At 43.7% G+C, this 15942-nt stretch carries 12 protein-coding genes; all 12 read right to left on the bottom strand.

What is annotated here, in order from left to right:
• Nucleotides 1–76: 76 nt before the first annotated feature.
• Nucleotides 77–1198 carry a TlpA disulfide reductase family protein gene (locus tag H8S64_RS17100; RefSeq protein ID WP_222621208.1) on the bottom strand — a complete coding sequence of 374 codons (1122 nt, stop codon included), beginning with the start codon at nt 1196–1198 and terminating at the stop codon, nt 77–79.
• Nucleotides 1170–2708 carry a PKD-like family lipoprotein gene (locus H8S64_RS17105; RefSeq protein ID WP_186977643.1) on the bottom strand — a complete coding sequence of 513 codons (1539 nt, stop codon included), beginning with the start codon at nt 2706–2708 and terminating at the stop codon, nt 1170–1172. Before H8S64_RS17105 ends, H8S64_RS17100 begins: the two co-directional genes overlap by 29 nt.
• Before the next feature lie 31 nt (nt 2709–2739).
• Nucleotides 2740–3498 carry a DUF4843 domain-containing protein gene (locus H8S64_RS17110; protein WP_186977645.1) on the bottom strand — a complete coding sequence of 253 codons (759 nt, stop codon included), beginning with the start codon at nt 3496–3498 and terminating at the stop codon, nt 2740–2742.
• Between the two features lie 14 nt (nt 3499–3512).
• On the bottom strand, nt 3513–4937 hold the full coding sequence (locus tag H8S64_RS17115; protein ID WP_186977647.1) for a RagB/SusD family nutrient uptake outer membrane protein: 1425 nt from the start codon (nt 4935–4937) through the stop codon (nt 3513–3515).
• 11 nt (nt 4938–4948) lie between these two features.
• A complete protein-coding gene (locus H8S64_RS17120; RefSeq protein ID WP_186977649.1) occupies nt 4949–8305 on the bottom strand; it encodes a SusC/RagA family TonB-linked outer membrane protein in 3357 nt (1118 codons plus the stop codon).
• 81 nt (nt 8306–8386) lie between these two features.
• Complete coding sequence (locus H8S64_RS17125) at nt 8387–9562, bottom strand: FecR family protein (protein ID WP_186977651.1); 1176 nt, start codon at nt 9560–9562, stop codon at nt 8387–8389.
• Nucleotides 9563–9654: 92 nt separating this feature from the next.
• A complete protein-coding gene (locus tag H8S64_RS17130) occupies nt 9655–10209 on the bottom strand; it encodes an RNA polymerase sigma factor (RefSeq protein ID WP_186977653.1) in 555 nt (184 codons plus the stop codon).
• Nucleotides 10210–10375: 166 nt separating this feature from the next.
• A complete protein-coding gene (locus H8S64_RS17135; RefSeq protein WP_186977655.1) occupies nt 10376–11539 on the bottom strand; it encodes a retropepsin-like aspartic protease in 1164 nt (387 codons plus the stop codon).
• Between the two features lie 15 nt (nt 11540–11554).
• Nucleotides 11555–13183 (bottom strand): S8 family serine peptidase, encoded by a 1629-nt coding sequence (locus H8S64_RS17140; RefSeq protein WP_186977657.1) that lies wholly within the window; start codon nt 13181–13183, stop codon nt 11555–11557.
• 24 nt (nt 13184–13207) lie between these two features.
• Nucleotides 13208–14056 carry a TlpA family protein disulfide reductase gene (locus H8S64_RS17145; RefSeq protein ID WP_186977659.1) on the bottom strand — a complete coding sequence of 283 codons (849 nt, stop codon included), beginning with the start codon at nt 14054–14056 and terminating at the stop codon, nt 13208–13210.
• A 12-nt stretch (nt 14057–14068) separates the two neighbouring features.
• Nucleotides 14069–15148, bottom strand: coding sequence for a TlpA disulfide reductase family protein (locus H8S64_RS17150; RefSeq protein WP_186977661.1), 1080 nt, complete (start codon nt 15146–15148; stop codon nt 14069–14071).
• Complete coding sequence (locus tag H8S64_RS17155; protein ID WP_186977663.1) at nt 15148–15939, bottom strand: hypothetical protein; 792 nt, start codon at nt 15937–15939, stop codon at nt 15148–15150. Before H8S64_RS17155 ends, H8S64_RS17150 begins: the two co-directional genes overlap by 1 nt.
• Between the last annotated feature and the right edge of the window lie 3 nt (nt 15940–15942).

Here is a 15942-nt window from a genome sequence, read left to right on the forward strand (position 1 = left end):
TTTATAGAGGGAGTACCCCGAAGGGGAGAGAGAGTTTAAAATGACTTTTAACACCCCCTCTCGTGTAAAATATCAATTAACGTAACGCCTCTATCACACACTTCTCCAATTCATCCCCTCGCAATCCGGTACCGATGATTCGATTATCTTTATCCAACACAAGCACGAAAGGGACTCCGCGCACACCATACAATTTAGCCGCGGCATTCTCCCACCCCAATAGGTCAGAAACATGAATCCAAGGAAGACTATCCTGCTCTATCGCTTTTACCCATCGTTCCTTTTTACTGTCCAACGATACACTGATAATTTCCAATCCGTCAGCGTGGTATTTATCATACACCCTCTTCACGTTCGGATTCTCCGCACGACACGGTCCGCACCAAGAAGCCCAGAAATCCAAAATCTTCACTTTTGCCTTTACCGCGTGCAGGGATACAGGTTTTCCTTCCGGTGTATTCATCGTGAAATCAGGTGCAATCGCCCCGATAGCCGTACTTTGTTCCCGTTCCAGATAATACGTCAACTCTTTCCCGATGAATGAATTTCTCGCCGTGTCACCCAATAATCCAAATTTCTCTCTCAGTTTCTTCCTCTGCAGCAACTCGTTCAATCGCCCGCGAATCAAGCTGGCAGAAACAATATTATTGTTCTCCCGAAGAAACGCGTTCTCTTTTCGCTCGTAAACAGAATCCAAATCCGCCATTTTCGCCCGCACGTGCATAACCCCGAAAAGATTGTCTTCTGCCGCCGCTTCCCGGTACTCTTTTTGAAGGGCTACTTCACGCGCCCGTATCGAATCTTCCACTTCTTTCCTAAACTGTTCCCGTAAGTCCTGCAATCTTCCCCCGGTAAACACGTAGTTCTTCGGCTGATTTATATCTCCTTCCAACGAGAATGAAGTATTTTCCAGAAATACAGGAACTTTTAAATCACCTTTCTCCGTCAGTATCCATGCTACAACGGGTTCCCGCACGCTTCCGCGCATCTCGAATACACCTTTCTTTACTTCCGCGGAAGCCAACGTATCGCATTTCTTCTCTAAACCGGAGGTGAGCAAAAATACCTTCCCGGAATAATTTGCCAGTTTTCCTTTAATCTCGTACCGGGGAGCCGTGTGACAAGCACACGAAACTCCCAAAATAACCAATAACCATTTCATATTCATCTTATCTCCCTCTTTCCCGGTATGTAACATCTACAATTTTACCGAATCCGGTATGTTCTTTCTTCTTCACCAAATCGCCCATCAAATTAGGCACGTCGTACATCCTCACGATGCCGCCCTGATCTTCGTTCGCCCCGTCCACGTTCGTGGCTACCACTAAATTAAAGCCGCGGGCTCTCTCCCAATCCTGATAAGGAGCCCAAGCGACAAAAGGATTGAATTTAATCAACCGTATTGTTTCCCCAAGGAAAGACAACACCTCTTTCGCCTCGTTTTCCGGATGCGCCATATCGAATTGATACACTTTATTGTTCGCCAGATAGAACACGTAAGGATACATGTGATGACAGGCAAATTGCGTCGCTTGAGCCAAGCCGTCACCGATGATCTCCCCGTAATATTCCTGTGAATTTTTCCCATCCGCATTCATAATCATACCGTAGAAATAATATTGCCCTGTCGAGGGATCCCGCAATATAGCATAATTATAACCCGTTTTTGTCGATTCCACGTGTACCATATCACGCCCGGTCTGCACGTTAAACAACTGTGTCCCCGCGAACTTCATCACGGACGGATAAACAGACCCGTCTTTCAGTTCCAAGAATTGTTTGTGCGTGTTGTCATACAACAAGATAGAAGCCCCGTAATACCACACGTAAGTCACCCCTACAAACGGGGCTGCTTCAAACGCAGTCGTTCCGTCAACCATATTAATAGGGAAACCGAACACACTTCCCACATCAGACGTGTTATTAGAATACAAATCCCCCTGCTTGTCGACTACTACCCAGTATCTCATTTTATTGGCAAATTGAGATAAACCGGAAGCACGTACATCTACCCGTGATGGCGAAGTACCGAAAATCCAACGCAAATCATTCTCTTCCCCGGCATGCAAATCATCCACATCCAAGTTAAACGTGCCGTTCTCGCAAATAAGTAATCTGCCACTTCCATTCAAGTTATAAGTAAATACCAAATTATAGGGTTTTCCCGTCTTAAACTCACGGTCTTTCCATAAATCATGAGCGATAAGATCTTCCTGTTCATTTACATTAAATATGATATCAAGGCGGGATTCCCCGTTTCTATCACATAAAACCATCCACCCCTCACTTGTCAACGTTTTCACGCGCATGTAAAAAAACTGATGCCACAACACGCTGCTCTCTTTATCCGACACGATAAAACTGCAACGATAATCACCCGCAGCCAACTCTATCGGATAGACCAGATTCTTTTCCCTACAAACAACATAATCCAAGGAGTCTTCTTCATCCCCCGTTTTGTTTGCACTCGCCGGGATAATTTTCCATTCATACGTGTATTTGTCCGCATCACTCCCGTACAGAGAGCCTTTAATCTCCGGGTACAATTTCAACGTATCTACAAAAGCAATCTTTTCATAGAATTTGTCTTGAGCAATACCGGATATCTCCACTTCGTTGATATCAACGTAATCATAATTGCCTTTGTCATCATAACATGATATAAACAAGCATGTTAATACAAGAAATAACAAGTATCTATATTTCATAATTCACTATTTTATATTTTCACAAAAAACTTCATACTTGCGAATCGGGTCCCATTTGCATCCATTCCCCGTCTTCATCCTTCGTGGGATTTTCTTGTAACCAACGATGCATGTACTTCCCGACAAATTTTATATAGCCGACAGTAAACGGTTCAACAAGATTTCCTACCCAAATTTCCCGGTCTATTCCCATAACGTCACAAATCACCTTGGATTTGGTGGCTGACCATGTTCCAAAAATAGATCTGCCATAACGATACCACCATCCCGGCTCCGGGAAAGCCTCATTCATGTAAATCACGCGTTGAGTATCAATCATTCTGGACGTAACGCTATCTATGTACTGAGTACGGCTATACAGGAACTGTAACTCGGGCGTTTCATTCAACCGAATCGTGAAACGACGAGCCTGCTTCATCAAAGCATCCGTCCGTAACACTTTCACCGTAATTTTAGTTTCCGCCTCGTTAGCCGGAATCACGTATTCCGTGGGAAATTTCACGTAATCAATCCCTTCCACCGAGCGTAAAGAATCGTTTTCATCAGAAATAATATCTATCGAGAATTTCCGGTCATAAGTCGCCACATCACCGAAAAGACGTACAGTCAAATTCACCGTCTGTTCTTTTATCTCACTATCTTTCAATCCCCACGCAACACGCAGGGTATCCAATGAAGTCTGCTGCACGTCAAAATACATCCCGCAATCTCCCTCGTAGGGTGCTATCACCTCCTCGTTACAAGCACAGAAGGTCAAGAGTAGAAATAATATATAAATAATCTGTTTCATAGTACTCATTCATTTTAGTTGTATTTTAACTCTCCGTCCGGAATAGGAAGAACGTAATTTTTCAACGTCAGGGATGTAGTCCCGTACTGCTCATACGCAGATTTCACCGAAGTCAGCATATTACGTTTATAATAGAAAAACAATTGCCCTTCCCCGATAAACTCCCTGCGCCACTCTTCCTCCAGCATCCAAGATAACCAACTGCTCCTAATCCCTTCAAGTCCTCTGCTATTTCTCACTTGATTAAAGTATTTGACACCATCGGTCGAACTCTCTTCCGCCTCAGCCGCGATCAGGAATACTTCACTAACGCGAAGCATCGGAATCATCTGAGCAAAAAGGGAATCTTTCCCTTGATATTTATTAAACACTTTATAATTCACTCCGCTTAGATCAACCGTACCTGAAGCAAAGTGAGTCATATACCTGTAATCTTGCTTCTCGTCATCAAACACGGAATTAACCACGTCATCCCGCATGGGAAGCAAATTATTCAATTTCTGGTTATTCGCGTCAAACAAGGCTGTAAAAATCGAGGAACGATTCAGATTCTGCAAAGCAAATAGTATCTCCGTTGAAAACATCCTATCCGGATTTTCGGAACCCGCCACGATATCCAACGGTTTCACCCAAGGGAACCATTGTTCTTGCACTTCGATAACTTTTTTCGCATATTCCAGAGCCTTTGCATTATTTCCCCTGTACAAGTATACACGGGACAATAACGCCTGTACCGCGTAATAATTCAAACGCAAATTACGATCACTCTTGAAATTATCCAGACGATCCCCCTTGGGACCAAACGTTATAACCGGATCGTACTCTTGCAAATTCTCTTCCGCCTCCGAAAGATCATCAATCACCTGTTGAATAAATTCATTACCCAGCAATGAAGGTTTGACATCCAAAACAAATTCCTTATAATAAGGAATCGATGTCACGGTGGAGTCTTTCCCATACACCGGCCCGAATAATCGGAACAAATCAAAATGCAGCATGGCACGCAAAGCCAACGCTTCCCCTTTGACGATATGATAATAATCATCCGGTAACACGGAACGATTGACATCACAATTCTTAACCAGCAAATTTGTATTGGCAATCAAATTATAGGCTTTAGCCCAAATAGCCGAAGCCCTACTTTTAGCATCGGAACCGCCATATTCATATTTCGATAATAACAAATTTGCCGTCGCCTCCTCGTTAATCGCGTAACGTTGGGCCAATATTTCCACAAATTCCGCCGTCAAGGCACGCCCGTATAAATCCGATTGATTCAGTTCCACGTAAATACCGTTCAACGCTTGTTTAAACCCGGAAATTGTAGAAAAAGCATTTTCTTCCGACACCCGGTCACTAGGTTTGACGTTCAACCAATCGGAACACCCTTGAATCATGAACATCAACCCGATTATACTTGTATATATATAATTTCTCATACTTGTAGTTTTTAAAAATTAACAGATATCGCAAACGATACACTCCGGGCAAAAGGATAGTCAATACCTCTTTCATCTTTTATGGTAGAAAAACGACAAATATCATTCATGTACGCGCTGACAGTCATCCCCGAAAAACGGATCTTTTGCATCCAACGTTGCTCAAACTCGTAAGCGACACGAATAGATTCAAAAACAAGATAGTTATTCTTTTGCACGAAGCGGGAAGAGATCGGGAAGGCATCCGTCAATGAAATCGCTTTATACTTCGCGCGGTCGCCCGGATTCTTCCAACGATCGTACAACGCTCTCTTATCCTGATTACTAAGTAAATCTGTCTCGGAAATATTCTCTACCTTATCATACAATGTCGTGTTGAAAGCATCCGCACCAAAACTATAACGTAGAAATATACTACATGAAAATCCCTTGTAGTACAAAGTATTACCGATAACGCCTTCCAATTTTGGGCGGGTATCACCCACAATCACCTCATTATCATAACTATGCGACATCACTTTCTTTCCCTCTTTCGTCAAAAGAATTTCATTTCCCGTCGCCGGATCAATTCCTTCCGAACGAACCGCCCACAAAGCCGTCGGACTCCCGCCGTCATAATAGCGTGTCAGACTTTTAGCGATATTCTGCCGGTTATACTGATCCAATTTATTGCCAATTTTATCGTAGTAAGCCGTTCCGTGTCTGAAATTAACACTCGTCGTCCAGTTTATTCTTTCTTTCGGGCGGTAAATAAAAGCATATTTGATCGTCCCGTTATATCCCTTGTCCACTTGCTTGCCGATATTCGTTAAACGACCGGATATCCCGACAGACAACGGAATCCCGATAGAAGCCATCAATGGATCGGTCGACTTGTGATAATAATCAAACGTCACGTGGAACCGATTGTTGAACATACTGATATCACAACCGATATTCTTGTCTATCGTTTTCTGCCATTTCAAATCCGGATCACCAAAGGCATCAACCAACAACCCGGTTCCAAAATTATTCATCATCCAGTTATTAAACTTATAAGTCGTAATCGTGTTGTACGAACCGAAATTCTGGTTTCCCGGATTCCCGATTGAAGCCCTTATTTTGAGCATAGAGAAAAAATCCGTGTTATCATGGACAAATTTTTCATTGTGAATATTCCAAGCAAGACCGAAAGACCACGTCGTTGAAAACTGTTTATTCGAGCCGAACACGGAAGTCCCGTCCGCGCGAAGGTTGACATCCATCAAGTACCGGTTCTTGTATGAATATCCCCCGTTAAAATAAAAGTTCGCACTCCGCTTTTTAGAATCGCTATAGTTGGGTTTCCCGTTATCAGGATAACTATTCGCGAATGCCGGCGTGGTAAAATCTCCCTCCGGGAAACCTATCGCAGAAAACGACTTCGAATCACTGGTACTTTCATAAAAAGAAGTCCCGGCAACAGCATTGATTTGATGAGCATCCGCTATTAATTGCCCGTAAGTAATCGTGAAATCCCCCTCGTAACTAAAACTTTCAGAACGGGAATCACTGTAAGAACCTCTCTTCAAAATTTCCATCCCGTCAAATGAGGTATCTTCCGGTGAACGGAAGTTTTCATTATCGGAAGTAGATTTATTTATCCCGAAACGTCCCCGCATCCTTAAAAACTCGAACGGACGATATTCAATATTAAAATTATCCCTGACACCAAATGAATTGCCTTTATTATAACTACTCAACGCGTCATTCCATAACGGATTAGCCACCCATATGTTCCCGGATTGAATCCCCACGCTTTCTCCCGGGTTATAAGGCGTTTCCAACCATTTATCAACACCCCCTGCCTCATTGTATTTCGGATAATAAGGATTTGCCCGGGAGTAAGCGGAGAATGCAACAACCGGATCGTTGGTTTTATTGAAATCAACCGTCAACTTATTACTGAAACTCAATTTATTTTTCCGGTAAAGCAAATCCAAACTACCGCTCATGATCTGGCGACGGGAGTTTTTCATAACCCCCTCTATGTTCGTGTAATTAACTCCAAGCCCGTAACGCATCTGCTGATCACCTCCTTCGACATAAACATTATGCCGCTGCGTGAATGCCGTCCGTAAAGGTTCTGACATCCAATAGGTATCCACGCCTCTCTTCACGTTTGCCAAAAGTCGGTTATAACGGGCCATATTCTCCTCCTCCGAGTATAGCAAGTTGGACTCAAAACGCCCGGACAAAAGTTCAAATTCTAATTTCTCTTCCGCGTTCATAAGATTATAATCTGTCAAATCGGCAAAAGAAACATCAAAACTACCATTGTAAGAAAGTTTCACACGCCCCCGTTCCGGAATTTTTGTTTCAACCACAACCACCCCGTTGGCAGCCTTCGCCCCGTAAATTGCCGTGGAAGCGGCATCTTTCAATATCGTGACGGACTCCACCCGATCCATACTCAAGTCCATGATTGTCTGCAATGTCGTTTCGAAACCGTCCAAAATAAACAAGGGTTGATTAGGATCTTCACCAAACTCCTCTTTAAAACCCACGATACTCGTTTTTCCCCGTATCTCAATATCCGGTAAACGGTTCGGGTCGGAACCGTACTGGTTATTCTCAATAATATTAAACGCCGGATCCAACGTCTTCAAACTCTGCAAAATGTTTTGAGTCCCTACCATTTTCAACTCTTCCGCTTTATAGGTCTGAGAAGACCCGGTAAAGCTCTCTTTCTTACGGGAATAAATACCGGTAACAACCACCTCGTCCACCGTGGTTTGCTCCTCCTTCAATACAACATTAATCACTTCCTTTCCTGCCACCTTCACTTCCTCTTTTTTCATCCCGATGAATGAAAATACAAGTACCGGATCAGTCGCATCGGGTATCGTGATCAAATAATTCCCGTTCGCGTCGGTAATTACACCGACGTTAGTCCCTTTCACTAAAATAGTAACACCGGGTAACGGAACACTGTCACGATCTACAACCTTGCCTTTTACCGTGATTTTCTTAACCTCCGGAACGGATTGTTGTCCTTCCTGCTTAATCACGATAATGTTCTGCTGAAAAACATAAGTCAACTTAGTACCTTTTAAGCAAATCTTCAAAGCATCTTCCACTGTTTTATCTTTGACATCAACGCTGATCTTACCGACTTTCGTCAAATCATTCGCGTTATAAGCAAATACAAAATCAGTTTGCTTCTCGATTTCCCATATGACTTCTTTAAGAGTCACATCTTTCATCGACAGGTTAATCAACTTCTGCTGTAAAACAGTACTCACTGTTCCATGTCCGGAAAGGGGAAGAAATAGGGTTACAACACACAATTGTAACACAAACTTCATCTTTCTCCCCCATTTCTGAAGGTTCAAATGATTTTTTTTCATAACTTTGGTATTTAATATTTGAATTTACTGTACTTCATCCGAAGTACTCCACGAACGGGAGATGTGCCACCATCTTCCGTTCTATTTTTTCCTCATTATCAATATCTTTCGTCCATCTACCCGCACGCCGATCGTACCGGTCGCCTCAAACACTTTCAACAAAGGTTCAATCGTCGCATGCCGACTGAAATTACACCCGAAAGGATAGTTTTTTACCTCCTCATCCATGTACTCCACTTCCACATCGTACCATCGGGCAACGGTTTTCATGATTTCATGCAAAGGTTTTTCCTGAAAACGTAAACGTCCGTCTTTCCAAGCCGTGGCAAACGAGGCATCTACTTCACTTACCTGAAGAATGTTCCCTCCATGTTCCAATTCGGCTTGCTCGTTAGGCTGAAGCACAACACTCATTCCGTTATCCGACGCGGTAACCCTTACACTTCCTTGCACCAGAGTCGTCATCGTGATAGAATCATCCTCGTAAGCCGAAATATTAAATTTCGTTCCCAACACCAAAACATCCATCCGGGAAGTTTTCACGATAAACGGCACCTTCTCATTACGGGTAACCTCAAAATATCCCTCACCTTCCAATTCCACTTCCCGCTTCGTATCCCCAAATTTAACCGGAAAGCGAAGTTTCGAATCCGCATTCAAGAATACGACCGTCCCGTCGGACAAGGTCAAAGAATATTCACCTCCTCTCGGGATAATCAACTCATTGTATATTAACTCGTCCTCCCGGACACTAACAGCATTTTCGTACTCGATATGTTCCTCCTTCAAATCAATTTTAACCCCGTTCTGCTCTACCAATACTCCTTGCTTTTTCTGTTCCAGAGGCACGGAAGTCCCATCGGCCAAGACTAAAAGAGCCTTACTCGTTCCGGCAACAATAACTTGTGCAGGCGATTCGGTTACCCTTGAACGAGAAGACTGTTGATAAACAATCCACGCGGCAAATACCGGTATTACAAATATAGCAGCATATTTGCTCCAACGAATCCATAATTGCCGTTTCCGTTTACCGGAGCGTTTCTGTTGTAAAGATTGCCAACCTTGCCCGACATCAATCGTGGCGGATTTCTTTATTTTTTCCTTTTTATAATTCTCATCGGTCAGTTTACGGAACCATATTCTATTTTGCCCGGACAATGCGAGCCATTCATTTAAATATACTTGCTCTTCTTCTGTCAAGTTATTCGCCAGATATTTTCCGACTAAAACCGCTATATCAAAATCCGTCTTATCCATTTCCTTGTGTTGACAATTATTCTTCTTTATCATTACAACACATGAAATAGGATATCGGGTATGTCTATTTTTATGGATTTAACACTTATTAATTATTTAAGCAATACACAAAAGATTACCTGCAACAAATAATAATGATCTTTCATTCTGACCTTCAATCTTTTGTACGCTTCTTTTTTATAAGCATGAACGGCATGATCGGAAACACCCATTTTTTCCGCGATTTCCGAATTTTTTAATCCTTCCAAGGCATACTGAATTACATTTCGCATCTGTTGCGGTAATTCTTCTATCGAACGATAGAAGACACGATATGCCTCTTCTTCCATAACCTGCTCACGGAAAAACTCATCGGACTCGATAGCGACATCTTCCGTGATTTCCACATGAATCCGTTTATCGCGAAGTTGATTCAGGCACGTGTGCCGCACGACCACGTAAAGGAATGATTTTATCTTGTAGTAATTATCAAAATCAGAATGTCGATCCCAGTATTTCAGAAATGCCTCCTGCACCACATCCGCCGCCGCTTCCCGATCTCCTAAAAAGCGCTCTGCAAATAAGCAAAGCGCAGTATAGAATTCATTAAACAGCAATCGGAAGGCTTTCTCGTCACCTCTCTGCAATGCACTTAAGAACATTTCCATAACTCCTTTTGTAATATCCTGATTATAATTACAAAGGTAGTGATTTAATCTAAATCCAAATTACTATTCAATTTATTTCATATAGAAATGAAAGAAAAAAGTAAAAGAGAAACAGAAAATAAAGTGAGATTGCATGGCAACCTCACTTCAAAAATATGTCAACTATTTATTTTTTCTCAATAGTAACGTCCACTTCCGTTCCATCTTGTCGTAAAACCGTGATAACAGCTTTCTCGTTCTTAATTTTCACTATCGAAGATTGTAAGGCATCGGCGACATTTACCTCCCCGACGGGTTCCCCGTCTATCTTCAAAACACGTTCTCCCGGAGAAATCTTTTCCACCAGCTCTCCCCAAACGCAAGCAATCACGACGTGACCATTCGCCACGGTGAAATCCACGTTCCATCTTTTCTTGTACAAATCTTGAGGTGCCGATTCAAAAGGCTCAAAATAAAAAGCGCTCGAGGCGTAATCAATCGTCACCGTACCGTAGTCCAATAATTGTGAACCCAAACGGGAACACGGTGCATCCATCGATTCCGTGACAATATTCCGGAAACGTCCCGTGCTGACACGCAACTCAAATAAACGAATCAAATTATGTTCGCCGGCAGAGGCAGCCCCCGCCATACCGATACCACTACTACCGTATCCCTTGGATTCCAAAGCAGCGGCATTCTCCCGAAGAGCTTCCGATGCGGTCGCCGTGGTCATTTCATAGAAAGCTCCCGAACCGCTATCGAACATAACCGTTTCTATCACCCCCGCTCCCACGTTCAATTCTATAAACGGTATCTGCCCTTGCACGTGGAGCAACGGCAAACGATTCCTCAAATTAATACGGAAAGGGGAAATGTTATCGGTTATAATTATCTTTTTCTGACGAGAATCTATACGCACGACTGCCCCCGGAAATAACTCGCAACCAATCATTCCATCCACGCCGAATTGTTCGATAAGATGACCTTCAGGCATAATCGTGACCGGAATTTCTTCTATATTAATTCCCGGCTTTATCCCCATGGACAAACTTTTCAATTGTGTCTTCTCCAAAGTCATCGACTGATTGTGAGCATCCAGAATATTTTGCGTGCTTGTGGCGTCTAAAGAAAGACGCCGAGCCAGAGAATAGGTGATATAAGTAGGTGCACCCGTGTCAAAAATAAATTTTCCCGGGACGCCTTCTGCCCGCGCTTCAATGATAATCTTTCCGTTGATGGTCGTGTAAGGCACTTCTACATAAAAGGCAGGAGTTTCTGCCTTGGTCGTGAAACACGAAAAAGCAAGACTCACGACCAACAGACTAATATATAATTGTTTGAATTTCATACTGAATATTTTTAATTACTTTCCCTTACAAATCTCACGTGCCAGTTGAACAGCGGCAACGGCATCAACAATACCTCCCGATACACATAACCGGTCATATCCCCCGGTCGGCGCACCTTCACTATTGGTCGGATCATGCGGGAAGGGGACAGTGGCAGAGGGCGTCTGCCGGGCAGTGCGTACTAAAATATCCTTTATTCGTGAGGCTTTGAGCGAGGGGTAATAAGATTTCAACATGGCTGCGATACCGGTGACTACCGGAGCCGCTATTTTCGTACCCGTCACTTTACGATAGTTATCCCCGCGAACCGTTGTGTACAATTGCACGCCGGGAGCGAAGACATCGACACTGCTTGCCCCGTAATTACTGTTGATATAAGGATTTCCCTCCATATCGGAGGCTCCGACCGTGATTATATTGGAGAACGCGTGTTTACGCCCCTGACCTTGTGCCACCGGAAAATACGGGTCTTTCTCCGTGTCACGATAGTTATCGCCGGCAGAATGCACAATCAATACATCGTGTTTCTCGGCATAGGCAATAGCATCATCTATCCATTTCGGGTTATCCAACATATATTTCCCAAAACTGATGTTGATGATATCCGCTCCTTGTTCTACCGCGTAACGAATGGCTAAAGCTATGTCCTTATCATACGCGTCACCGGAGGAGGGGACGGCACGGATAAGCATCAATTCCACTTGATCGGAAATTCCCTTTATCCCCTTGGCGACACCGGGTGCGGCGGCAATGATGCCCGCCACGGCTGTTCCCTCGTCGGCTGCAGCAGAAAGGAAGTCGTGGTTCCCGTAATATTTGTTTGACAGGGTATTGAAATCATCGTTCGCCAAACTCCTCTCGTCGACCAATGCCGCCCACGCTTTTTCACACTCCTGACGCTGTGCCTCACTGCTTCTGTAGCGATTTCGATACAGGGTATCCCATTTCTTATTTTGATTCCCGAAGCTCCATATTATACTATAAGTATAGTAGGCGATTTTCTGAAGCGTATCACCGGATTGTTGCACTATCGGGTTCAAGGCTGCAAAATCTTCCAGTGTAGGTTCACGATCGGGACATTTTTCCCGTAACAGCCGATCTAATTCTTCGACGCCTTTAGCTATATTGTAATTAAAACTTGCTCCCGTGTACAGGGATACTAACCGACTGTTCTTTGCAAATTTAAGATACCCGATGTATTCGTTGCTTTCTTCATCACTTCTTTCCTTCCCGTGAAGTTCATCGAAACGCTCCTTTACTTTCAAGAACTGCCGGAAAGCTTCATCGGAAGTCCTCTCGATTAACTTACCGTCAGGGGACGCTAGAAAATTCCAACCATGCAGGTCGTCACGATACCCGTTTTTATCGTCGTCTTTTCCATTCCCGGCAACTTCTTTCTTGTTTCGCCACAAGACGTTAGCCAAAGCCTCGTGTTGCACGTCAAAGCCCGCGTCAATTAACGCCACTACCACTTTTCGCTTGGGAGTAGTATTCTCCAGCTCGCGGTAAGCTTCTAAAATACCTGCCCCGTAAACTTTGTCTTTGGCAGGCGACAACAAGTGCCAATCGACAGGAGTCTGTGCTTCTGCCACAAACACGGCACACATGAACAACACGCTCCCGAATAATTTCTTTATTTTCATCACTCTATTTATTTAATACATTAATTACTTCATTTTATTCCCCTGTTGCTGTTTCAACATAGAAAGGAAATAGGGGAAATACTCATTCCCCGGTGATACACTCCACGGGATTAGGAATTTCCCTTTCGCGTCAAACAATATACACCGGGGGATGGACTTAATACGATATGCCTCGCGGAAAGCAGCGTTCTCGTCGGCAAAGAGATGAATGCCTTTGCCCTCGTGACCGTTATCCCTCAAAAATTGTTTCCAAGCTTCTTTCTTGCCCAGAGGTTCAACGACCACCGTCACGAACTGAACATTTTTATGTTCCGACTTCAATTCTTCCAAACGTGCCAAATCTTTCCGACAATTCGCGGAATCAAGTTTCCACACTTCTATATACAACGGTTTCCCTTGCAAATCGTGCAAACGAATGGTTTTCCCGTCGCTCGACTCGAGTTCAAAGTCCGGGGCATCCTTTCCGGGTTGCAAAGGTTCGTACAAGGCTACCAATTCCCGGGCTCTATTTGTCAATTTTTCAGACACGGAACACAAATCCATATCCGTGAAAATATGCTCGATAAACGTGTTATCCCCTCGATCCAATTTTTCAGCTAATGCCCACATGACGTAACATTCTCTCACTCGCTCGCTCCGGATGTTATATAATACCCACGTGGCACGCCCCATCACGTCCAACTTGGGTTCCTTGAGAGCCAAGACTCTATTCACGAGGCGAATGATTTCGGGTTCCCGCAACGATTCCAAATCCGGGGTGTCGAGATTCATTTTCACGACCGTACTCGTGTCAGAAGCTTGTTGTTCCCGTGCATAAGCGGACACACAAACTCCCCATACAATCATAAATTGTATCAATAATTTTTTTCCCATTTGGAGTACAATTTATTTGTTCAACAACTCGATGATTTTATCTCGCAAAAGATTGCGACGCAAGTTTTTACCCACGATTTTCCCGTCTTTGCCAACCAGTATGATGTGAGGGATGGATTGTATGCCGAACAGTTTTCGCACCTCGGAATCATCCCATCCACCATCCGCCAAAGTACTGAGCCAAGGAATGTTCTCTTCCTTGCACGCTTCTTTCCATTTTTCCGAAGAGGCATCCAGAGAGATGCTCACGAAACGTACGCCTTTATCCTTGAACTCCTTGTATTGTTCTCTCAAACTTTTCATCTCCTGACGGCACGGACCACACCAAGATGCCCAAAAGTCGAGAACGAGAATATCTCCCTTCAAGGAATTCATTGTAACCGGATTACCATCCTCGTCCGACACGGTAAATTCCGGACACACGAGTCCTTCGGCGGACGCTGCCAAACCGTCAAGGTGCTGTTTCAACAGACGTCCCCATGAATATTGTTGAGCCCGGGGAGTCAGCAACTCGTACAACTCTTTTGCCTTCGTGTAATTCTCTCTCCCCGCTTTCTCCGAAATGTAAGCCGAAAAGATATTGTCGGGATGCTCACGCACGAACTCTTTCGTGAGGACAAATTCCGATTCTCCAACTAACAGCACTTGAGTCATCGCCTCGTCTGCCGCTTTTTGATTCCCGGCATCCATCGCTTTTTTATATTCTTTTAAAAAACGCTCTTGCTTTGCCGTATAGTCTTCTTGGAGTTTGCCATACTCTATGGACAAATCGTTTGCCGGAGCTCCTTTCAAGTACTTGGACGAGAAAGAACGATAGGGGCACTCTATTCGCATTTTCTTTCCATCCATGAAGAACATGAATTGTTGCCGGTTCACTCTCAATACATATTGCCCGGGTTCGTTCAAAGTTCCCCGCAATTCAAAATCACCTCCATCGATTTTCGTGGAACAAATGACTTCTTCCTTGGGTGTCAACAAGAATGCTTTGCCATATTTGGCACCTTCCACGTTTCCCCGAATCGAGAAGGAGTATTGTTGTGTACCGGAACACCCGATACACAACAGCATGATAAAAATAATCCCTATTTTCATTATTCTTCTCCTAGCAAGATTTTACCGGTAAAATCATCATTCCATCCTTTCAGTAAACTGGCTTTAGACCTTTCCAATGAATCGTCCTTCAAGAGGTTTTCCAAGGCAGATTGTATTTCCTGTGCCTGTGACACGTTTGTTTCCTCCAACAGATAATTCACTAAATAACCTATCACTCCGATGTCTACTATCCCGCTTACAGTCCCCCCGGATTGTAGCATTCCAACGAATAATTTCACCATTTTATCAATATCTTTCCGCTTGTATAATTGCCACATTTCCAACAAAGTTTTACAAGTCGGGGACACGGCTGCCACGTTGTTATTTTCCAATAATAACACGATTTCTTCACAATCGGGCTGTGCCGGCTTTTTCTCGGCGGGAGAAGTCATCCAATGAAACACCGGCCATAAAATCATCACTTCCATCTTGGGACTCATCTGTTTCACCTGTTCTTCACTCAAAGTGAGTTTATCCCAATTCTTGATATAATCCAGACAAACCTGACTTTCCTGATAATCGATGTAACTGATAAAATCCTGTACACTTTGTTCCGCGTACCGTTGTTCCTCGGGCAAGAGCACGATATAACAATCCAATGCCCGACTCAGAGCCTGACGCTCTTTACTCTCTTTTAAATTAGCGATATAAGACGCTAAAAAATCGATATCACGTTTTCCCTGTTCGAATTCTTTCTTTTGCTGTTCCAACACGTTCGCTTGTCCCCAACCGCTCATGAAAGCAAAAACAGCAACGACTAGCAAAACGCCTTTCTTTACACAATTATTCATATC

Source organism: Butyricimonas hominis (assembly GCF_014287455.1).
Lineage (GTDB): Bacteria > Bacteroidota > Bacteroidia > Bacteroidales > Marinifilaceae > Butyricimonas > Butyricimonas muris.